23 protein-coding genes and 1 pseudogene are annotated in these 21509 nt (G+C 51.8%); 14 read left to right on the top strand and 10 right to left on the bottom strand.

The window, feature by feature from the left end:
• The first annotated feature begins 24 nt into the window (after positions 1-24).
• The gene (locus AC1XDK_RS24300; protein ID WP_483352607.1) at positions 25-375 is read left to right on the top strand and encodes a hypothetical protein; all 351 of its coding nucleotides are present in this window, start codon (positions 25-27) and stop codon (positions 373-375) included.
• A gap of 629 nt (positions 376-1004) precedes the next feature.
• Positions 1005-1589: a DUF7344 domain-containing protein gene (locus AC1XDK_RS24295; protein ID WP_483352606.1), complete on the top strand. Its 585-nt coding sequence runs from the start codon at positions 1005-1007 to the stop codon at positions 1587-1589.
• Positions 1590-1675: 86 nt separating this feature from the next.
• Here the strand turns inward: AC1XDK_RS24295 and AC1XDK_RS24290 are convergent, their stop codons facing one another.
• From AC1XDK_RS24290 to AC1XDK_RS24280, 3 genes are read right to left on the bottom strand one after another with little or no spacing between them, the layout of a single operon-like run.
• Entirely contained in the window at positions 1676-3775 is a 2100-nt protein-coding gene (locus tag AC1XDK_RS24290; RefSeq protein WP_483352605.1) for a type B DNA-directed DNA polymerase, read from the bottom strand.
• A gap of 4 nt (positions 3776-3779) precedes the next feature.
• Positions 3780-4052, bottom strand: a complete 273-nt coding sequence (locus AC1XDK_RS24285) for a DUF8156 family protein (protein ID WP_483352604.1) — start codon at positions 4050-4052, stop codon at positions 3780-3782.
• Positions 4039-4713, bottom strand: a complete 675-nt coding sequence (locus AC1XDK_RS24280) for a P-loop NTPase family protein (RefSeq protein ID WP_483352603.1) — start codon at positions 4711-4713, stop codon at positions 4039-4041. Before AC1XDK_RS24280 ends, AC1XDK_RS24285 begins: the two co-directional genes overlap by 14 nt.
• Positions 4714-5363: 650 nt before the next feature.
• Here AC1XDK_RS24280 and AC1XDK_RS24275 point away from each other — a divergent pair.
• From AC1XDK_RS24275 to AC1XDK_RS24265, 3 genes are all read left to right on the top strand, one after another.
• Positions 5364-5588, top strand: a complete 225-nt coding sequence (locus AC1XDK_RS24275; RefSeq protein ID WP_483352602.1) for a DUF8015 family protein — start codon at positions 5364-5366, stop codon at positions 5586-5588.
• Positions 5589-5954: 366 nt separating this feature from the next.
• Positions 5955-6077, top strand: a complete 123-nt coding sequence (locus AC1XDK_RS24270; RefSeq protein ID WP_265338454.1) for a hypothetical protein — start codon at positions 5955-5957, stop codon at positions 6075-6077.
• A gap of 24 nt (positions 6078-6101) precedes the next feature.
• Complete coding sequence (locus AC1XDK_RS24265) at positions 6102-7445, top strand: hypothetical protein (protein WP_483352601.1); 1344 nt, start codon at positions 6102-6104, stop codon at positions 7443-7445.
• 14 nt (positions 7446-7459) lie between these two features.
• On the opposite strand, the gene AC1XDK_RS24260 is transcribed toward AC1XDK_RS24265, so the two are convergent.
• Positions 7460-7696 carry a hypothetical protein gene (locus AC1XDK_RS24260; protein WP_483352600.1) on the bottom strand — a complete coding sequence of 79 codons (237 nt, stop codon included), beginning with the start codon at positions 7694-7696 and terminating at the stop codon, positions 7460-7462.
• Between the two features lie 336 nt (positions 7697-8032).
• Between AC1XDK_RS24260 and AC1XDK_RS24255 the strand changes: the two genes are divergently transcribed.
• The 3 genes from AC1XDK_RS24255 (at position 8033) to AC1XDK_RS24245 (ending at position 9700) form a co-directional block, all read left to right on the top strand.
• Entirely contained in the window at positions 8033-8263 is a 231-nt protein-coding gene (locus AC1XDK_RS24255; RefSeq protein WP_069452556.1) for a DUF7317 family protein, read from the top strand.
• Positions 8260-8790, top strand: a complete 531-nt coding sequence (locus AC1XDK_RS24250) for a PIN domain-containing protein (RefSeq protein WP_483352599.1) — start codon at positions 8260-8262, stop codon at positions 8788-8790. The genes AC1XDK_RS24255 and AC1XDK_RS24250 overlap by 4 nt, the downstream gene beginning before the upstream one ends.
• A gap of 595 nt (positions 8791-9385) precedes the next feature.
• A complete protein-coding gene (locus AC1XDK_RS24245) occupies positions 9386-9700 on the top strand; it encodes an HVO_A0114 family putative DNA-binding protein (RefSeq protein ID WP_483352598.1) in 315 nt (104 codons plus the stop codon).
• A 108-nt stretch (positions 9701-9808) separates the two neighbouring features.
• Here AC1XDK_RS24245 and AC1XDK_RS24240 read toward each other — a convergent pair whose 3' ends face one another.
• The 4 genes from AC1XDK_RS24240 to AC1XDK_RS24225 all read right to left on the bottom strand — a co-directional run bounded on the left by AC1XDK_RS24240 (position 9809) and on the right by AC1XDK_RS24225 (position 14457).
• Complete coding sequence (locus AC1XDK_RS24240) at positions 9809-10171, bottom strand: DUF8115 family protein (RefSeq protein ID WP_227777979.1); 363 nt, start codon at positions 10169-10171, stop codon at positions 9809-9811.
• A 65-nt stretch (positions 10172-10236) separates the two neighbouring features.
• Positions 10237-11070: a ParA family protein gene (locus AC1XDK_RS24235; RefSeq protein ID WP_483352597.1), complete on the bottom strand. Its 834-nt coding sequence runs from the start codon at positions 11068-11070 to the stop codon at positions 10237-10239.
• A 412-nt stretch (positions 11071-11482) separates the two neighbouring features.
• A complete protein-coding gene (locus tag AC1XDK_RS24230) occupies positions 11483-12739 on the bottom strand; it encodes a Cdc6/Cdc18 family protein (protein WP_483352596.1) in 1257 nt (418 codons plus the stop codon).
• A gap of 848 nt (positions 12740-13587) precedes the next feature.
• Entirely contained in the window at positions 13588-14457 is an 870-nt protein-coding gene (locus tag AC1XDK_RS24225; RefSeq protein WP_483352694.1) for a helix-turn-helix domain-containing protein, read from the bottom strand.
• Here AC1XDK_RS24225 and AC1XDK_RS24220 point away from each other — a divergent pair.
• From AC1XDK_RS24220 to AC1XDK_RS24195, 6 genes and pseudogenes are all read left to right on the top strand, one after another.
• Complete coding sequence (locus tag AC1XDK_RS24220; RefSeq protein WP_483352595.1) at positions 14344-14901, top strand: NAD(P)/FAD-dependent oxidoreductase; 558 nt, start codon at positions 14344-14346, stop codon at positions 14899-14901. The genes AC1XDK_RS24225 and AC1XDK_RS24220 overlap by 114 nt on opposite strands.
• A gap of 446 nt (positions 14902-15347) precedes the next feature.
• Entirely contained in the window at positions 15348-15932 is a 585-nt protein-coding gene (locus AC1XDK_RS24215) for an NADPH-dependent FMN reductase (protein WP_483352594.1), read from the top strand.
• Positions 15929-16348 carry a luciferase domain-containing protein gene (locus AC1XDK_RS24210; protein ID WP_483352593.1) on the top strand — a complete coding sequence of 140 codons (420 nt, stop codon included), beginning with the start codon at positions 15929-15931 and terminating at the stop codon, positions 16346-16348. Before AC1XDK_RS24215 ends, AC1XDK_RS24210 begins: the two co-directional genes overlap by 4 nt.
• Positions 16345-17604, top strand: coding sequence for an MFS transporter (locus AC1XDK_RS24205; protein WP_483352592.1), 1260 nt, complete (start codon positions 16345-16347; stop codon positions 17602-17604). The genes AC1XDK_RS24210 and AC1XDK_RS24205 overlap by 4 nt, the downstream gene beginning before the upstream one ends.
• A gap of 277 nt (positions 17605-17881) precedes the next feature.
• A pseudogene (locus AC1XDK_RS24200) lies at positions 17882-18020 on the top strand (DMT family transporter); the annotation flags it as partial.
• Between the two features lie 238 nt (positions 18021-18258).
• Positions 18259-19923: a transposase gene (locus tag AC1XDK_RS24195; protein WP_483352591.1), complete on the top strand. Its 1665-nt coding sequence runs from the start codon at positions 18259-18261 to the stop codon at positions 19921-19923.
• 452 nt (positions 19924-20375) lie between these two features.
• Here the strand turns inward: AC1XDK_RS24195 and AC1XDK_RS24190 are convergent, their stop codons facing one another.
• Together AC1XDK_RS24190 and AC1XDK_RS24185 are read right to left on the bottom strand one after the other, a co-directional pair.
• Entirely contained in the window at positions 20376-20720 is a 345-nt protein-coding gene (locus tag AC1XDK_RS24190) for an AzlD domain-containing protein (protein ID WP_483352590.1), read from the bottom strand.
• A gap of 5 nt (positions 20721-20725) precedes the next feature.
• A complete protein-coding gene (locus tag AC1XDK_RS24185; protein WP_483352589.1) occupies positions 20726-21490 on the bottom strand; it encodes an AzlC family ABC transporter permease in 765 nt (254 codons plus the stop codon).
• Positions 21491-21509: the final 19 nt, after the last annotated feature.

Genomic DNA, 21509 nt, shown 5'->3' with positions numbered 1-21509 from the left:
ATCGCCAGAACAAAACACGAACTTGTGGACTTCCGCGAAAAACGTGCCGAGAGTCAGCAGGTCGAGGACAAGTACCTCGATGTGCTCGAACACGCCAAGAACGTCGCAAAGACGAACAACGTGATGGTTGCACGACTGGGCTATCGGGAGGTTGCGACCCACTACGGCTGTGCGTACACAAACGACGGCTATCGAGTGATGGAGGAGATGGCTGAACGTGTGCCCGGCGTGAGCTACAAAGAATCGCGAACGCTGTCGGTGGACAATGCGATGGGTGTCGGCGGCCATCACATCGAGATCACGTTCGCCCATCCCGACTTGGCCGGGTGGATGCGCGCCCACGAAGCTAACGCGGAACGAAACGGAGGGCGCTGATTATAGCGTTGTAATCACGGGGGTTCACAGAACCCCCTCTCGAACCACACCACCACCCGAGATTCACACCGCGTTGCCGGTGACACATGGTGGTACTAGTGGGTTGGTTACGGTGGAGTGCGTCTATTTCTGCGTCTATTTCTGCGAAATGGAGGGGGTCGCTCTCGCGATCCCCCTCTATTACAACGGTATAATCGGCAGGTAGTGCTTCGTGATTTCGCCACCGGTTCTATAGGATGAGTCTACAAACGAGAAGGCAAATGATAGCACCAAAATCAGGCGATCTAGTGGCTGATAGCCACAGCATCACCAATTCGGATGCCCGATTGGAAATAGACACTTCATTATCTCGAACAGGGAGTTCCTTCGAGGCGGAACCGAGTACCTTCAGTTGGTGAATGCCCTCACCAATGAATTGAGTACGAGTAACAAACGTAAACAGCCTTACTACAACCACTGTTCAAACATTCTCTCGACAAGGAGTGGTAATTCTACACCACCTGATATCGGCCGTATAGGTCTGCTAACCACAAATAGCGTCGAGATAACAAAGGTCGAAGAAGAGAGACTAGGCTGTAGAATGATTTCTGTAGCATTCGACCCAATCGCTGCCCTTCGAGGAAAGTGACATGAAGGCATTCATTGAGCAAATGAACGATTCAATGAACCGAGATGAACTATCTCAAGATCAGGTGTTCGAGGTGTTGCAGAGCATGCGACGACGATATGCGGTTCACTATCTACGACGAGAAAATCGCACTGTCGACTTTACTGATGTGACTGACCATGTTGCTGCATGGGAATACAATACGACGCCAGCAGACCTCCTCAGCAAACAGCGAAAACGAGTCTATATTTCGCTGTACCAGACCCATATTCCGGCACTCGCCGATGCTGGAATCATAGATTATGACCCAGAGACCGGGAAAATACGGCCAACGAGCCGCATACGACTGTTTGACAACTATCTGAACGTGTTCACCAGACCAATGCTTCCCTGGGATCGCTACTATCGTGGACTCGCACTAGGGAGTGTACTCCTTTTCACGGGAATCTGGATACAGTTCTATCCAGTAGCCGGTCTATCCTGGTTTGTAGCGATCCTCGGGGTTCTAACTGCTTTCGGGATACTGTCGGCTACCCACTATTGGTATACACAGAACACAGTTCCGGACACACCACCAGAACACCACTCTGTCGATAACTCGAAGTAGTCGCCGTAACAGAGGTAAGTAGTATAGTACTAGCCAAGTCTGACCCGACCGGTTCTCCGGAGAATCTTCCGGTCGGGTCGTACATCTTATCCGAACGACGCCAAACTCGACTCGGTATACTGCCCCAATTCCTCCTCAATATCCGATTCACGCCACCCAAGCGGCGACAGTACACTCGCCGCAGCACGAACCACCAACTCCCGATAAAATCCAGTATCATACTCGTCTAACTCCTCACTCGCCAACTGCACCCGCTCTCGCGACTGCTTCCCATCGTCCACCACCACATACGACACGCTCTGCCCAGGCGCACGCACCAACCCCAAATCAGCCGCTCGCTCCAGTGCCGCCACGCTCCGTGTTGACTGTGTGTAGTCCTCTTTCTTCTTCGAAACACGATTCGTGATCACCAACTCATTCGGATCAACCGCCCCACGTTCAAGTCGATCGACCCACGACCGCAACACCTCACAAACCGCCTCTGGATCACGATACGCATCCACCGCTCGAATCAACTCCTTTTGCGCCTTATCGATATACGACGGCGTACTTCGCTGGCGACACTCAATCCCGCGATATTTGTACTCATCCTCACCAGCGACCTTCCCGAAGTACTTCGTCAACGCACCAGCATCCGAGTCACGTAACGGCACAAACGATATCCAGTCGTAGTGAGCTTCATACTCAAGCCGAATCTCCACCTCCTCGGAAATCCCCGATACTAGCGCAGACAGCGACGTCTGTTCCTCGCCTTCGATCGGCGTCACCCACACACTATCGACGATGCCATGCACAATCCGCCATCCATGCTCCTCGAGCACTGCTTTCGTCTCCAACAGAATCTCTCGTGCATACGCGTTGATCGCCTCGTGGCACTCAATTCGCCCGAACTTCGCGTTCGAAAACCCCTGATAGCCGAAACAGGAGACCAGAATCCACTTGATCGCACTGGATTGGCCTTCCAATTCCTCGCGACGTTCCTCGTCCTCAGTCTCGCGAATTTCGGCTTTGATCGCATCACGATCTTCGATCAACGGCTCAAGCACGTCCGGCAGATAGCCCCGGTCGTCGCAAATCGAATACCCGATGCCCGGCACGTCCTCCCTCCCAGAGTGACACTCACAGCAAATCTTCTCGGGACTCACGTTCCGCGTGACGATGATATTCGGGTACAGTGAGGAGAAGTCGAGTTCATGCACGTCCTCGTGCAACCCGACGTCCGGTGCAAAGGTGAACCCACCTCGGTCGGCGTCGTGCAGTTGGCGCATCGTTTTGAACTTCTCGTGACGCCACGAACGCCACGGGACAAGCACGTCTCGCCTACGTGCTTCCTGAATCTGAATCCCAGTTAGAATATTCCCGATCGACGACCACGCCAACTCCTGCAGTGGTTTGCCCGACTGCTCGACAAGATACAAACAGCCATCGAGGTTCGTTTGATTCCACATGAACGTATTCGAACCGTCGATGATCACTCGACCGGGGAGATTGTACCGTGCCGGTGAATGCCCGACCTGCCCGTAGCTTTCGTAGGTTGATTCACCCGCCAGCTGTTGCCATCCTGACCGTCGTCCAAGCTGAAACTCCACGTCAAGTCGATCAGCTTGCTGGAAGAGAACGGGAATGAGGTCGCTGGTATTCAAGAAGAGAACATCCGGATCAACCGACTCAACACGAGACGATAACGTCGTTAGCACGTCTTGGCCATTCCCAGTAACCGTCTTATCGTCGATCGTGAGTTCAGTAACTCTCTCACTCGCGAGTTCTGTTTCCGAGACAGCAATCTCCATCTGTGAGAGTTCATGAGTAGGAAGTGGGTCAGTCTCCTCTTCGAGACAATACCGAAACTCCCGCGAGAAGTCGACGTTGTAGCAGCGATACTCACCAGGCGAGCCCCACTTGCTCACCATTCGCGCCACTGAATTGACCGCCTTGGGGTCGACCACGTCCACCTGGAGTACTTGCTCAGGGTCGTGGCGAAAACTCACGCGTTCATCGACGACAGTAACCCGAACAACAGCAGGATGGTCACGAAGTGCAGCGTGTGCCGTCGAAAAGTCGCCGTCACCATGCACCGACACGTAAATTGTCGGTGTATACGACTCATCGACCTCGTAGTTCATCCCGGATTCAGTTACCGACCATCTGAGCACGTCGCCGTCGGCGTAGTCGATTTTGTACACCATCGACTTATCCCTGATCGTTCAAATCGTCTTCAATATGATCGAGCCGGTCTTCCAAATCATCGATCTGTTTTTGCTGCTCGATAAGCATCGAGATCAGCGCTGGAATCTCGACGAACTGGTGATTCTGAACCCCACTCGCATCCGCATGGGCGCGAGCATATTCGAAGAGCCGATCGAACACAACTTGATCAGCATGTCGGAGTGCCCGCCGATACTCCTGCCACCGCGACTCCATCGCTCGGAGCAAATCGCGATACGTTGTGTTAGTACGCCCCATTTGCGCTCACCTCCGGTGAAACGTCAGCATCAACAATCGCCGGATGCCGATTCGCCAGCACACGCTTCCAATACGCGAGTGTCGTTTGCACCAGTCCATTCTCCAACGGGTACACCAACGTCTCGTACTCCTCGCCTGCGAACCGTGGGCCAAATTTGGTCTGTTCACACTGAATCGTCTGATCAGCGATATCGTGAATTGGTGCTGTCAGGGTATCGTCCGTCTGCAACGTCAAGAGCACTGGAATCTCAAATCGCTCGGCAAGCTCGTCGATCCGCTTAGCCACGGTCGAGAGCATGCGCTCATCATCACCACGGGGAAGATCCTCCGACCGGTAGAACCAGTCGAGAGCGGGTAAGACAGCGATCACCGTCTCGTCCGTAATCTCTTCAGCAAGATCCTGCACGAGACTCTGGTGTTGCCACGGAGTGAACGCCCGCGCAATGTGAATCCGATCGAGAACACGCATCGACGGCGTAATCCGCGTCAGCGGCTGTGTCGTCCCGTGCCCGTGAGCATCGATCCAGATGGCAGAGCCATCATCCAAGAGCAACTGGTCAAGGACAAGCGACTGTAATGAGCCAGTCATGCGCTCGTCGGTTTCGAGCAGTGTAATTCCAGGCTCAAGCGAGGGAAGTTCTGGTGATTTCTGATGATTCATCACAGATTGTATTTCACCGAGGTATCAGAAAGGCAAGCCAGGGTCGGTTCCGAATATTCCAATAGAGGGAATGTCGATGGGAATCAGCATGAGTACTGGTCGTAGTGGTCACCCACTATGAAGTAAGAGCGAGATTCTGTTACCGGTAGTTTGGAGCAAATTCGCACCGCTACATTCAGAACTGCCTGTCTGGGACAGATCTCAGAAAGTTCCGATAGAATCGGTCGTCAGTAGCCCTGTTGAACCGTTTCCGATTGGGTTTTCCGAAAACGCAGTTCTCCCACTAACGCTCACTGGGAGAAAGGCAAGGAAAGCCGACCGCAGGGCCCTCACAATCAGCCAAACCTTGAGCGTCGCATGATGGCGCAGGGAAATTGTGTTGGCCAAGTGTGAGAGCGCAGGTAGAGCATCGAACGGAGGCATAAAACGCGTTCCGATAACACAAATATTGATTGTAGTAACTCACATTCGCAGCCGTTGGTATCAGGTTGCGCGTCTCGACAGCTGCTCAATTTTGAAGCGTAGCATGACTATCTACACGCTATAAGTTATAGGTAGCATTTTCAGGAGTTATATGGTGATAATTGAGAACCTCTAGAGTAGCTATGCAGAACTCTTATGTACCTACGCCCCATTTTATAGAATAGATTATGACAGGATATTATGATCTCATTCTTGGGTTGATCCCACTCGCATTGATTGGTGTTACCGGCGCAGTCAGTGCTGCTGGGCTTTCACTGGCAGCTGCAGTTCCTGTCGGTGCAACTGTTTCCGTCCTCCTCATCGGGCATGCACTATTCGTGAATGGCCCCGTCGATATTTCTCCTGAATCGACATCCGCAACTCCATCTCCTCGGATGAACTCGGCGGACTAAGTTCTCTTCTCTGCAGTCTAGTTTTCGGTATAGGCATCAAAAGATCTTGCTCGCGGCTAGTTCGAGCAAAAAAGCGACGTCAAGGTTCACTTCACTGTTGAGGACTCTCTCGTCACCCTCTGGAATGAGAATACTGTTTTCCTATACGAACTGCTCGGAGCACGCAGTGGTGTTAGTGAGAAATCCCGAAACAAGTAGTTGGCAGGAGAGGGTGTGACGAGGCGGGCTGCAGTAGGTTAGTATAGTATACTAACCTTGGCCATACCGCTTCACCTTCGCAATGAGAGATACGTAATTAGGGAAACAACCGCTCGCGATCGGTGCTATCCCCCTAGCTTATTACCCATGGAACCCGAATTACCGACTATGAGGACGAAGGGTCAACTACAGCGATTCGAAAACAAAGCGCAGTTATTGCGCCACATCGCTGAAGAGACGGGAAGAGACCTCGATTCGCTGTGGGAAGAGTACGACGAGAAGGTTGAATAACTCCGTTTTATCTGATTTTTACTCGTGTGTAGTGACGCCGATATCGAAATTTCATTTGCAATTGATGCGGACATAGTTTCACTAAGACCAATCGGTGACTACAGAGTCGAAGACATCGAAGGCCCGACAGTGTTTGTGGGCGGTGCGATGTATCGGTCGCCTCCCTTGAGTGAAATGGACGTCGATGAAGTCAGAGACGCACTCCAGCAACTCACCAACAATTCAGACTTCCAATCAATCATCGACAACTGCCCCACTAATACGCCACTTGTTTACGACGACATCGACTACCTAACCCGACATCTCCCAACAAGTGCCCTTGAAAAGTGCCAGACACTAAGTGAAGAGACGCCCTTCGAGAACGAATTGCTGTTACTTGTTGCGTACGTCGAGCGCCAGAATGCGCTCATCGGGCATTCCGATAACGTCCTCGAATACTATCTTGAGCAACGAGACGAGGTCAAAGAACAGCTTCAATCAGGTAGCGACCTCGACGGACAGCTCGAACGATCGTTTTTCTCCTATCTGCTGCTTGCGTCTGCACTCATTGAAGAACTGACGACCGAAACGGTCCTCAACGAGTTGTTCCGAGAAGAAGTCCGCCTCAACAGTATTTCCGAGTTTGTTCAAAGTGTGGGGCATGCAAAGCGATTGAAAATCCTTTCTGATATTCAGATCTTGGAGTCGGGCAGAGACAGTGAATTAGTCGAGGTGAAAGACCGACGCAATAGTCTCGTCCATAACGCCCAACAACGAGCAGGGCTCGGGGATCTCGGATCTCGGCGGGAGATAGCACGGATCCTTGAAAAGACAGACCGGTGTGCCGATATCCTCCTCACAGTATCGGGAAAGAATATCGAGTCGATAATCGCAAAGCGAGGATGCGATGAGTACATCGACCATGCACAGAATGAGGCAATTGCTGATACCAGAGCAACATGGGAACAAGAAAATCCGGAGAAGCTAGCCACACTCGAAGACTGTGACCGTGCTACCATCGGAGACTTCCGATGGGATGTCGCAGAAAGCACGTCCGAATCATTCGATATCACAGAAGGGTTCGAGTTCCCTGGATTCAACGATGAAGAACTGTATGCGATTCTCACGGCGTTCATGCAAGACGCGTCCGCTGCGTTTATCGATCGTATTGACGCGGATGCAAATGAGAGTAATCTCGATCGGTTTGATTTCGCAGTGCTGCTGCTACTGTGTGCCGGTCACGAGTACACCGAAATCGCTCGGTGGCTCAAAACGGATGAGAAGTACATCCAGCGCAAAGAAAATGTGATCGCATGGCGGGCGTCAGCATTCGAAAAAGAGCTGGTTGACGAGATTCCAGAACCGGACAATCCAGTTTGGCCTCACTGACGAGACCATCTTCGCTACTCAGATCCGTAATCGGTGAGTCGGATCTTCCCCTCCACCTCATAGAGATGGCCCTTCATGTAGAGTCGTTCGATGATATCCTCGGCAGCAGGCCGCTCGAGATCTTCTTCCTCTTTCAGAATCGCATATGCTTCCTCGTATGTAAGTTCAGCCTCATCCGGGAGCCTCCTTGCGAGTGCCTCAAGCGCTTCTTGCGCAAGTGGGGAGAGGGGTGATTTCCCATTTGGACCCATTCGTACTACCGACTTGGAGGACGCGACAGGTAAACCCTCGGACAGAGCCTCTTCGTGACACTACTTAGCTCATCGTGACAAGGGGAAAAAGCAGACAACATGGGAGGATGGGTTGGTCTGGGCACAGGAGCCCACGTCGTCTGCTGGGGTACGCTGACTGCACTTGACGCTTCGTACCCGATGGATAAAGACATCAGCCAACCAGAGCGGAAGTGAAACTGAAGACATGTGAGAGGATTTGCGACCCCAACGCTTCTCACGTACAAGCGAATACCGATGTCAAGACAGTCGGAGACACATTAATAGGTCAGCCACTCATTTGTTCAAATAGAATCTATGGCTACCGATCGCCGCAGTAATACCGTGCAAAATAAAGAGGAGCTCGCGACGACGATCGGGCTCTACGTCCTTGGTGAAATCTCACTCGGGAAGGCCGCAGAGCGCACTGGTGTTACTCGCTGGGAGATGGAGGAAATCCTCCAGGATGCAGGCGTTGAGCTTCGCCTCGGTCCGCAAACCAAAGACGATCTTGAAGACGAAGTCGACGTTGCACTTGATATTGAATGAGCAAGCCATTCTCTCGCCCTCTTTTCCTTGATGCAACAGTTCTGAGTAACTACGCGAGCACCGACTCTGTCGATTGGCTTGTTTCGACGTTTGATGGTCTCCAAACCGTCCCTGCCGTCAAGGGCGAAATGTCACAGGGATACGACGCAGGGTATACGTATCTGAAAAATGCGGTCGACGTGCTCGAGGCGGGTGAGATCGAAATCAAGGAAAGCGCAGCCACAGAGCTTCAAGAGGAGTATCCAGAAATCCAGCAGCGGCTTGATCTCGGCGAAGCGGAGGCGCTTGTAGCTGCTCTCACGAACGGTGGAACGCTCGCCTCAGATGATGCACAAGGGCGTTCACTCGCATCGTCGTACGACGTGCCCGTAACTGGCTCAATAGGGCTTCTTGTCCGAGGAATCGTTGAAGGACAACTAACTGTTGAGACAGCAGATGAGTGGTTAACAACGTGGGTCGACAAGCGAAACTACTTTTCGCCGGTTGAGAGCGTGATGGCAGTACTACCGGACGGATTCGAGAAGTAATGGGTGCCATCCTCCACGGTATCCGCGTAATCTTTTCCAACGGAATGTAAGTCGTTCAGTCAATTATTTCCCACAGGGAGAAGGTAGTGAAGTACCACGGGTCGGGTGACCCGTGGCGTCTCCATCTTGGGAGACGGTCCAAAATGGGACCGACTACCGCAGGCGAATTTAATTCCCTTCGCGCTCCCTTTCGGTCGCGTGGAAGCGACAACACCCGATTCGATGTATTCGGTCGTATCGGCACTTCCGTCCGACAGCGACCTCACCGAACCGTGAAGGTCGGCAGCTTCACTCACCGCCCGACACCACCAGTCTCACCGAGTTTGTTGCAGTCGGATTTTGAGAGGCTGTTAACGGTGGCTTCCAGTTGAAATACCGTGCGAAGACGCCCTAACTCTTCCGATTGTGGCGATTGCGTACGCGATTCATCCACGGGTCACCTGACCCGTGGAACTCTCGCTGTATTTCCTTTAGAGCAACCAATCGATTATTCGTGTTCACGAGACCATGAAAGATCTTACGTTCGTTTGTGCGGACAAAAAGCTCGTTGACGTTGCACAATCAAAGAAGCTTCCAGCGATCAATCCTACAACAGATGACATCCAGTGACCGCCGGAAACAGATGGCACGAGCGCTAGCTCGCGGTGGAATGGAAGGCGTCCATGTCCTGAGCCACGAAAGCGCGGCTGAAATCCTTACACCAAAACGACGTGACCTCATCACATATCTCGCCGAGAACGAGGTTGCGTCAGTCCGTGATCTCGCACGCCAGCTCGACCGCGATAAGGGGCAAGTGAGTCGTGACCTCGAAACACTGGCCCGCCATGGTGTGATCAGCTTCGAGACGGACGGGCGTACCAAGAAGCCGTATCTGCAGCACGAACACGTTGCTGTCGAGCCAATCGTTTAGTTGCGATGGTTGAAGCCTGGGACAATCGTGGCAGCGCAATCCTTACGAAGAACCCAATATATCTATATGCTACATCTATACTCTATTTCTATATGCTATATCCATATGCTATAGGAGGTTGTCTGCATTCTCGGTTGCATATCGTTTGATGGCTTCCTTGTTTTTCGCCTCAACATCCACATCCAACTGTTCTAATCCACGCCACAATGCAGTGCGGATGATAGCCGATCGATCCACTTCCTCCATATCCCATTCAGACAACTGTTCTGGATCCCGTTGAAGAGCGACCATGACTGCTGAAAGTTTTGGATCGTAGAGCGAGAGCGTTTTACTCGCATCGCCGTTTTGAACCTCGTCGATTGCATCCACAAGCTCATCAACGAAGTCACGAGAGTTTCTACTAGCACCCTCTTCAACACGACTACCACGCTGAGTACTTTTCTTCAGTTCTTCGAGTTCATCATTGCTCATCTATATCAATCTCCTGTATCCAAATTCTATATCTATTTTCTATAGCCATATTCTATATCTATATGCTATACTCGCTCGACTAAGGCTCGGGCGTTCGACCGATAGGCGTCAATAGCCTCTCTCGCGGTTCCTGACGGCTCTTCGAGTGCAAAGATTGTCTGCCCGTTTTCGGTGGCATTTCTGATGTCCTGGGACATGGGCACTGGCTCAGGGGCAAGTGCATCACCGAATTCGTCTTCGTATTGCTCCAGGTAACGACGCGCAAGTTTTGTTCGCATGTCGATCTTGTTCGGAATGATCATCTCTAATGAGACATCACGGTCGTATCCATCAGAGAGCTTTTGCAGGTCGTATTGAAGAGCTCGTGCCTGATCTGCCTCGAAAGAGCCTGCTTCAACTGGGGTGAGCACGTGTTGGGCCGCCCACACACCATTGTAGGTGATATTGTTCGCCATTCCCGGCAAGTCAATGAGAACAACATCATATCGTCCGCTGATGAACTCAGTGATGAACTCATCCAATCGATTGTACTTGTTCGGACCGCTGTATTTGCTTTCGAGTTCGATGTCAAGCGAATCCAGACCTTGATGAGCAGGTATCAAATCGACACCTTCAGCAGTCTCGTGAATGAGCTGGTCGATCGCGTCATCGCCGAGTTGTTCAACGACACGTTCCCATTCCGGTTGAAACACAGTCGAGATGTTGGGCCAATCTTCCGGGTCTATCTCATCAACAATGCCGAAGAGTTTTGCGAGATCGCCTTGTTTTCCGGCGAGGTCGATGAGGAGAACGTCATAGCCTTCTTCGGCGAGTGCTACGCCGAAATGCCCGATACTCGTTGTTTTCCCCACACCTCCTTTATCGATATAACCGCACGCTGTAATTGGTCTATTGGACATGCATATAGCTATAGCATATAGATATACATAAGCCTACGTCAGACATTTGTGCATCAAAAAGAAGATAGACGAATTACCGAGATTCACAGATACCTATCGTACACATTTCGGTGGTGGCCAATCGCTAGCACGTAGAAAGTACCTTCGAGTTCGCGACCTCATCCACTCTCAATAATACCAATATTTAGTCATAGCCGTCAGACACACCAGTATTGCCAGTAAAACCACCCGGCTTAGGTACCCTGTAGAATATTGGCAACGGTGGTCCCACCACTAACATTTCAACATAGGAAACAATTCTATCTTTACTGGCAAGAATGGAGAGGGTACTGGCAAAACTGGCATCACTGGTCAAGGAATACTGGCAGAAGTGGAGAGGATACTGGCAGTACTGGTTGTACTGGTTCCCCGCTCAATCGAGAATACGATTTCGCTTAGCAGTTTCCCGAATCGAATTTTGTTCTCCTAATTCGTTTTCGAGCGCATCTAATGCAGATGAAAGCGACACATCGAGTTCATACTCATTGTAGTTCCCACGCCCTCCTGAGGAATCGACAAGTCGGAGGATGCCGTGCAAACTCAAATCAGACAAGTGGTCATGTACTCGGCGACGTTTCAGCGGATCACTTCCGTGACTACGAAGGACCTCACAATAGCGCTCGTAGATTATTTTTGTACGCTCTGGTGTCTCACCTTTTGCCGCCAGCTGACACACCGTTAATAACACATACTGCCCTTGGCGAGTCAATGAATGCATTCCCTCTACAACCTGCTGACGCTGGATTTGATGTTCAGCCTCTCGAACGTGGTCTTCTGAAATCAACGTCTCACCCTCATCTATCGCTTCATTTTCTGCGATATCAGCAGCCTTCCGTAGTAATCGGAGTGCTTGTCGAGCAGAGCCAGAATCCTGTGCTGAAAAGGCAGCACACAGTGGAATTACATCGGACTCAAGAACGTCATCATGAAGCGCAAGAGAAGCACGCTGCCGGAGAATGTTCCGAAGCTCGGACGCATCATACGGTGGGAAGAGAATTTCTTCTTCACAGAGTGTGTCCTTGACCTTCGGACTCAGATTATCCCGGAATTTGAAGTTGTTCGAGATGCCGATAACACCGACCTTCACATCAAGATCAAGTTGGGAGCGGGCCCTCGGGAGTTCGTACAAGATGTCGTCGTCACTGCCGATATTATCGATTTCGTCAAGCACAACGAGAATCGTTCCGCCAATGGATTCGAGGTCGTTGTAGAGTTCGTTGAAAATACGTTTTTGCTGGTATCCAGTTTCGCTCATCGGCTCTCGAGGAGACGTAACCGTCGTAAGTGGATGGGTCGGTGAACGTATCTCATTCACCAGGTTCACTGCAACTTGGTACGAGGTCGTACAACCGGTACAGTTGAGTTCGATAACATTGAGATCGACGTCGTCATATTCTTCGGAGGATGCTTGGAGTTCTTTGAGAAGATCGTGAGTAGCGGCGGTTTTCCCAACACCCGTGACTCCATAGAGAAAGACATTGTTCGGTTGCCAGCCTTGAATGACAGGGCGGAGAGCAGCTGCGTATTCATCGAGTTCTTCATCTCTTTCTTCGAGCGTTTCTGGCTGATAATCATCCCGAAGAACATCCTTGTCTCGGATGATGAACGATTCTCGATTAAATCGACCCATGTGAATACTCATTGAGAGTATTGCTCATAAAACCACGGGTTCCAGTATAACCACTAACCCACCAGCGCGACCAGTACTGCCAATATTCACTCGGCTTATAAACCACACACACTCCACTATTGCCAGTAAAACCTCTGTAACGATTGGAGGGGGGTCACCGACCCCCTCTCTAGTAAACGATGGCTTTAATACTTAGTACGTAAAACCTAACCCGTACTAGATTAACCACAATCGGTTTCTGCTGTATTTGATCTAGAATTGTTCTCACCGCTAACGATTACCATCTATTTCCCTCCTTTACTGGCAATAGTGGAGTGAGAGTGGTATTTAAACGAAGCTATTACTGGCAGTACTGGCACGGGTGGTCTTCCAACTACCGAGGTTTCCATCTACCTTCTGATTTTCCAGTTGAAATCTTGCATGGTACAACCTTTGACGACATCCCACTGAATACTGGAACTACATTCTGTCATTCGATGAGTGCTCATTTTCTCGAAGATTCATGAGCTGAGTCTCAACTGTGTCTCTCCAGGAGTTGTCTTGAAGAGGATGACGACGATATGCGGCTCTGTTGGTTCGGAATGCTGTGTCATTGTCGCTTGATCCCGCCGGTTTCGGCAAGCGAGCGGTTGCTCTGGGTCTGTTCGTGATGCTTGTCGTTTCGATAGGCCTTCGCTGGTGCCATGAGCTAGAGAACAGGGTGGAGATTTGTGAGCACTAGCGTGAATATATTCACAATTATGTCAACATCCAAATAGGAGGGTGATGAGAGTTTGGGATAACTCCCCCTTGGAAAGCACTACTAGACCATAGGCCCGTGCCGAAACAGAGGTCTCAAGCAGAAGCGTTTATTCTGGCATTCGACTCTCATCTACTTTGACTGCTGACTCGCCAATTGCTTCCTTGATAATAGTTTCTTCCGCGCGGTGGAGTACGCCGCTCGCAGCCGATGGATTAACACCGAATCCCTCCGCCAGCTCCGTGAGAGTACACTCACGTGGACTATCGTAATATCCACGCTCGACCGCTTCGGTGATGAATTCGTGCTGTCGATCCGTGAGTAGCTCGCTTGGGTCATACGCTTGTGTTATCGACTGGATTTGATACGGAATACCTGCAGCATCCATCTCTGTCGGGAACTGGGATACCCGCTCGTGTGCAGCAGTATGCTCGGCTGTCAACCATCCATTCTGCAAGTGTGCGGGAAATCGTGGAAGGACTCCCGAGGCGCGAAGTGCTCGGTTCGATTCTGTTTCCGGAATCAGGTACTGGATCACCACCGTCTGCCCGTCGTTGTGCAGCACCTCGTACGACATTTCTGAGGCGTCCTCGAAGTATTGAATAACGGTGTCCGGCTCCGAGGTGTCGAGTTCAACAAGCCCCAGTATCCCATCGTCCGTGGGATGACTCGATAATATGCTGAATTCTTCGCCGGGCAGCTCGGTCGAAATCGCAGCCAGTGGATCGTCGTGTGCTGCGGCGTCGAACGTGAGTTGTACGCGAGGCATACCGCTCACTAGTTGCATGACGACCCTCTTAAGTATGTGAAAATGTTCACGCTCAAAATCACGACGATGCTCTTCCACTAGTCGTTCATGGCAAAAATGACTGATGTCGCCATCGTTGGCGGTGGTCCAGCGGGACTGAGCGCCGCACTGTTTACCGCGAAAAACGATCTCGATACCGTTGTGTTTGACGCTGACGAAACTTGGTTGCACAAGTCCCATCTTTTCAACTACCTCGGTATCGAGAGTGCGGACGGCACTGCATTCATCGAGACGGCGCGCGCACAGGTGGACGAGTTCGACGTGGATAGAAGGCAGGGTGAGATCGTGACAGACGTCAAGAATGGCACATCCGGTTTCACCGTCACGTCCGACGAGAACGGATACGTGGCCGATTATGTCGTGCTGGCGACAGGCGCGAAGCGGAAGCTTGCCGAATCCCTCGGTTGTGCGTTCACGGATGAAGACATCGTCGATGTGGATGTGACGATGGAGACGAGCGTTGCGAACGCCTACGCGACGGGGGCGATGGTGCGTGCCGAGGAATGGGAGGCAATTATCTCTGCCGGAGACGGCGCTGCTGCCGCGCTCAACATTCTCACGAAAGAAAAGGGTGAGCACTTCCACGATTTCGACACCCCCGCGGACGCAGAGTGAACGGGCTTATGCTCGCCTAAACTCGACGTTCGTCGTTTCGGAGTCATCTCCCCACGTTCATTCGCTTTTCAGCTTCGAAAAAGGAAATACCAGTGAACAAAAGAGACTAGCCATTTAGTGCTAACTCTATTTGAGCAAACCTCGCTTGGCTTCCTCACGACCCACAGGTCGAGGACCACATAGAGGAGGAGGTATTGCAATCGGAACGAGGCCTCTTATACCTCCCCTACTGATTTTGAGGTAGATCGGACGCTGATGAACTCTCAAAAAGACGTACGGGTATGACCATCACCTCCGGAGGTGAATATATTCACACGAATTTCCACAGTGCACTCTCCCCATCTCTCACTCATGGTGCCACCAACCCACCATCGAACCGGTAACCCCCACGAACAGACTGAGAAACACCAGTCCAGAACGCAAATTCAAAAAGGAGCTGAAAGACGATGACCGCTCCCTCGCTGCAAATCCTCGTCGTACAGGGAACGATCCGGGAGGGACGGAGTTCGATCCACCCCGCCCGATATGTCACTGACCGCTTCCGTGAGAACGGTCACAATACCGAGCTGTTCGATATGAAGGACTACGAGATTCCGTTGTTCAGGAACCGGCGCGATGCGGTCAGCGACCCCCACCCCGACGTGGACGCGTTTGGCCAGAAAGTCGAGGCGGCGGATGCACTCGTGATCGTTGTGCCGGAGTACAACCACTCGATTCCCGGCACGCTGAAGAATCTCCTCGACCACCTCTATCCCGAATACGAGAACACTGCGTTTTCGTATGTCACCGTATCGGCGGGTGGATTCGGTGGCGTCAGAGCGCTCGGCCATCTTCACGATATCACCCTGGAGTTCAACGCTCATCCTGGTCCCGATTTGCCCGTCTCGAACGTACGTGATGCCTTCGACGAGGACGGCACCCTCATCGACGAGACATACGAGGATCGGTTCGAGGAGTTCGTCGAGGCGGTCGTTGACCATGCCGAACAGTTTGTCCCATCTGCTGTCGGTACTCTGGAGGCTGGCGTATGAATCCGATCGAATCGACCGTCAGTGCGTGGTCTGGGGTGAAAGTCGATTCCCACGACCGTGGCGGCGGGCGTGAATTCACTTTCGATGGGCGGGAGATCGGCCACATCCACCGTGGTAAACTCGTTGACATCCCGTTCACCAGGCGCATTCGTGATATCCTCCTCAAGGAGGAACGGGCGGAAAAGCATCACGTCATGCCCGATTCTGGATGGGTTTCCTACCGCATCCAGTCGGATGAAGACATTGATAGAGCACTTTGGCTCCTCCGCGTCGCATACCTCTACCACGTGGTCACGCTGCAGAAGCGTGAGGAGGAACCCACTACGGGAGACACGATCGATATTGACACAGCACTCGCCGAGTTGGACATGAGCGACACGTTGGAAGACGTATTCAACGAGGTGAGGGCCGCATGAGCGGCGAGACGGAACTCCCACACCCGCGGATCGCCCAGGGAACGCTATTACTCGCCAGCATGCTGACCATCATGGCAGGAGCGACGATTTCCCCGGCGCTGCCCGCGATTCAGCGAGAGTTTGCGAATGTACCGAACGCGGGAGTCCTCGTTGGGCTCGTTCTCACGATGCACGGGTTGTTCATCGCAGTTGGTTCACCCATCATCGGTGCGCTTGCCGATCGATACGGACGCCGATGGTTGCTCCTGGTTTCAACAGTCGTCTACGCACTCGCCGGTGGCTCAGGATTCGTGTTGGATTCATTGATAGCGATCCTCGCCGGTCGAGCAGTGCTGGGGCTGGCGGTTGCAGGCGTGATGGTAACGGTAACCGCACTGATCACCGACTACTACGAGGAGAACCGCCGGGATACAATCCTCGGACGACAGGGTGCGTTCATGTCCATCGGCGGCGTCGTTCTGTTGCCGCTCGCGGGGATACTCGCGGATATCGGCTGGCGGATTCCGTTCCTCGTCTATACGGTAGCGTTAGTGCTCCTCCCGGCAATGGCGTTCTGGTTGCCAGAGCCGAGCCGCCGTGAACCCACTGGAGACCGTCCGACGAGTCTCGATGATTTCCACCGGACGTTCGCTCGACTCCCACTCGGAATACTCGGACTTATCGTCGTGCTCGGGTTGGTTGGGCAGATCATTTTCTACATGGTCCCGGTCCAAATCCCATTCTACCTCGAAACACGGACAGGAGCAAGTGGGACAGTGATCGGTGCTGCGTTGGCGGCGTCAACGGGAGCTGGTGGGGTCGCCTCGCTGCTATATGGTCGCATCCGTCGATCCCTGAGTGTGATCGGTATCGTTGCGATCACATTTGGATTCATGAGTATTGGATATACTGTGATCGGTGTGAGTGGGACGATTCGCGGTGTTGTCGTTGGTCTTGCGGTCGCGGGTGCTGGCAGTGGATTCCTCCTGACGAATCTCAATGCGTGGATCGCGGCGGTCACTCCCGAGTCTGTTCACGGTCGGGCGCTCAGTGTTCTGACGAGCGCGTTCTTTCTTGGTCAGTTTCTCTCACCGCTGGTGGTCCAGCCAGTAAGCGATACTTTAGGTCTTGGATCGACATTTGCTGGGGTCGGAATAGTGCTGGCAGGTGGAGCGGTTGTGTTCGCTCTCGCAGCTGTGTACATTACGCCACCGACTGAATCTGATTCAGAGCCCCCTGAGCACCCAAGAAGCTCATCCGAGAAAGCACTCGACTGACTAATCAGTGTCTTATCAGTATTCTTGAGAGGCAGATGAAATAAACACCAGATACGTGTATTGACCAGATGCTTCGCTAACCCCTGGTTGTATAGAATTTGGGTGATGTAAGCGAACGAAACTTGCATCCTCGAAGATGACAAGTCGATTAGTAATATTGCCGCTCAATTGGGAGGCGAAATATCCGTTTCTAGCTGAATTGTAAATGTACTCTCCTCCGACGTCTCTTCTCCCTGTTGTAGCAGGGGCCCTGTTATTCACACAGTCACGAACAGCTATCCATAGCACATACCGAAACGGCGGATTGTTCCTCCTGCTGTCGATCCTGTGGGGTATCGCATTCATGGCAATCAAAGCCGGGCTGGAGTTCATGCCGCCGGTTCTCTTCGCAGCAATTCGCTACGACATCGCGGGTGGTATCGGCGCTAGTGCAGGTCTCCGATTGTTCACCATGGGTTTTGTTACGAATGAAGCAGGAGCTAGTTCGTCGTTTATTGCCGTTGGTACGGTCATGTTCATTGGGTTCATCGTTGGGATTCCACTCGGCTTGATCGGGTATAGTATCGGACGAACGCTCACTCACTGACTCGATACGTAGTCTATCCTGAAATTAATAGGTAAGGTCTTGAGACCATGGTATCCACCTTCTTGTTCATGGGTTCGACGAGATCATCCCGTCGCGATGTTTTTCGATCAATTGCGACAACCTCGAATTTTCACTGGCCAGCCTACGACTCAACCCCTTTGTATAATCGTGGCTCGCTTGACGCGCTTGAAGAAGACATTCGGACTATCGCAACAGTCTGGTTCTCACACAAGGCACACGATTCTGTCGATGATTTCATCAGTGAAATCCCCCTACAATACGTCAATTTTAGCGCACATGATCGATACAGTGGTCCAACAAAATTCGGGATGGGTCTGTTATTCCGCGTGTTTTTGCTAAAAGAGGTCTATGGATGGGACCATGAGACGGCACTCCTCAAGTACCTCGCACAACGACTTTCAATCCGACACAAACTCGAATTAGAGATTCTTCCTGATCAGTCGACGCTGTGGCGAACGTGGCACTACCGCTTCCCGACCGATTTGAGAGAGACGATTACCCAGAGTGCACGAACGATTCTCAGACAGGCGAATCGAAGAGATGTCGAAATTCCACGTACGCCATCCCGATCCTCGAGCCATCATGAGGTGGATGATGAGAACAATTTCGGTAGACAAACGCTACTCGATCGCGCTGACAAACTCACAGAGCACCTTGCACGAGTCGTTTATCCCGTGTTCTCGCTCGATCGTGATGCCCACTGTGAGATCCACGCGAATGCGTTCTGGGACTTGCAGACGTATCTCGGGCTGCGCGAGAATTTGGCCGCAAACGAAGGAGCACGAAGTTTCACACTCGAATCTCGGCGAGACCGAACGCCACTCGGACATACTCATCGAACACACCTTTGTGACCTCTCTATCAACGAAATCCGCGAGATGTATCGTGGGGCAATTGGCCGGTTACTAAATCGAGTTGCCGAAACAGATGCATTCCATCGGGCTGGCATCGTTGCGATCGATACGACTGAGGACAATCCATTCACCGGCGATCGAACAGGCCATGAAAAGGAGATCGTTGGGACGAAAGACGGTGAGTACGCTTATCAGTGGGCGACGATCCAACTCGTCGGCAACGCAATGCCGATTGTTTTGGACGCTCGGCCGGTTCAGAAGGGCGACTCCCGGTTGGAGATTGTGCGGGATCTCTTAGATCCCGCTCAAGAGCAGGTCCTCGTCGATAACGTCTTGATGGATCGAGAGTTCGATAGCCAGCATATCTTGGAGGAAATTGACCAGCGTGGGCTTCAATACGTCGTTCCAAAGCGAATGCAGACGAGTGAGCAAGCCCAAGCAAAGCGATTACTGCAGTGGGATCAAGATCGGTACGTGACCGATCGGAATCTTCTGTTAAACGACGACGAGCGACACGAAACAACGCTTGTGTACCGACACAGGGCCAACTCCAATTGCACGGATTATCGCCAGTATTCGGTGTTCATGACGAATGACGACCCCGGTCTGTTGCGTGAGTATTCATATCGCTGGGAGATCGAGAATGGCTACAAAAGTATCAAGCGGTTCATGGCCGCAACGACGTCGAAGAATTTCGTCTTACGATTCTTCTACTTCGCGTTTGCTTGCTTGCTGTATTCGATTTGGCGTGCTGTTGATCTGCTGGTGCAGATCGACGTGACCGGTGAGTACAAGCGGTCACCAGTTGTGACCGCAAACACGGTCCTTACACTGTTGAAGCAAACTGGGATCGGCTAGAACAGATTTTGAGCCGATGAATGCCAGGTGATCAGCGGCAGCGCTGATCCGGCCGGTCACGAATTCGGGGAAGAGTTAGAATAGTAATCAAAATCGATCTCTGGACCTCAATTTGAAGCGCTTGCAGCAGGTGAATTGGCTAATATCGTGCATTCTGGGCTCTCTATACTGGGTGTAGTCTCATCTTCCAGCCGCAGACGGAAGTTGAGACTGGCGCTCTCAATGTATGAACTACCCTCGAACAAATCCTGGTTGTTTGAGGATTGATTTGCAGCGCTTCCAGTTTTCTGACGGCTAAAATCGACCTTCTTGGGGTCGTTATCACCAGTCTGGTCTCTTTTGCAATTCCCAATGATTGTCGGCGATAAATGTCTCAATCTATGCAATTCCTCGAATGTACGGTTGGTCTTCTGAAGGAATGCCATACTGAGAACGCACACCGTGAGTGGCAATTAGAGAACTAGATTGGTCGTCCAGAGAGCGAGGAGTCCAACACTGATGGTCCAAAGCACGCTATTCGTACGATAGGCAACCCCCGCTGCAATGATTCCTGCGATGAGCTTCGGTGTGTCAAAGATAAGTGTCCCGTTTAGTTCTGTTGAGATCACGAGGATCGAAGGTGCAACTAATGCAGCAAGCACTGCAGATGGTACAAAATTGAGAATTTTTGTAGCTATCGGGTTCATCTCGTTGACTCTACTGAAAATCAAAAAGAAGAGAAATTTGAGCACATACGTTCCGATACTCGCTGCAACGATGATGACCCAAATCATCACTGAATCGTAGCCAGTCACCATCAACATCATCTCTCACCTTTGGGAGTGTCCGCATCTTCGTCCTTTGTCAATTCTAATCGCGATGAAGACGGCTTTGTTCGAGAGGAGATTATTACTCCAGCCGAAACTCCTCCCATAACAGCGACGATGAACCCAAGATTGAGTGGAATATTCGTACCGAGAATGCTGACAACAGCGGCTACTATCGCGGTGACTCGAAATGCACCGTCGGTGAGTGACGGCATCAACAGCGCTAAGAACGTTAGCGGGATGATGAAATCCAGAGAAATGGGCTCGGGGATATTTGCTCCAAAAACAGCTCCCGTCAATGTTCCTGCTTGCCACGTTATCCATTGTGCACCAGCTGCACCAATGTAAAACCAAATTCGCTGACCAACTTGAGGAGTCTCCTCTCGAAATCGAGTGAACGTTACTGCATACGACTCGTCAGTGAGGAGATACGCAGCCAGTAGTTTTCTTGGCACACTTTCCTCATCAAAGTGTGTGCCAGCTGAAATACTATAGATGACGAGTCGAACGTTGACAACGATGGCCGTCAGAACAACCGCCCCTATAGGGGCGCCTTGCTTCATGAGCTCGATTGCAGCGAGTTGCGCTGTCCCAGCGAACATAAATAGGGACATTCCAACTGCCTGACCTGGGGTCATGCCAACGCGTACTGCTGTCGCACCTGTGACGAGCGCAAATGGAACAATTCCGACAAGAAATGGACTGATCGTTCTCGCACCGATAAAGAATGCTCGCCAAGCTGGCACCTTGTCTTCCCTCATAAATTGTATTCTGTTCACA

The sequence above is a fragment of the Haladaptatus sp. HS23 genome, from assembly GCF_056892285.1.
Note: the sequence above shows the minus strand (reverse complement) of the source record. Positions and strands in the feature narration are given on the sequence as shown.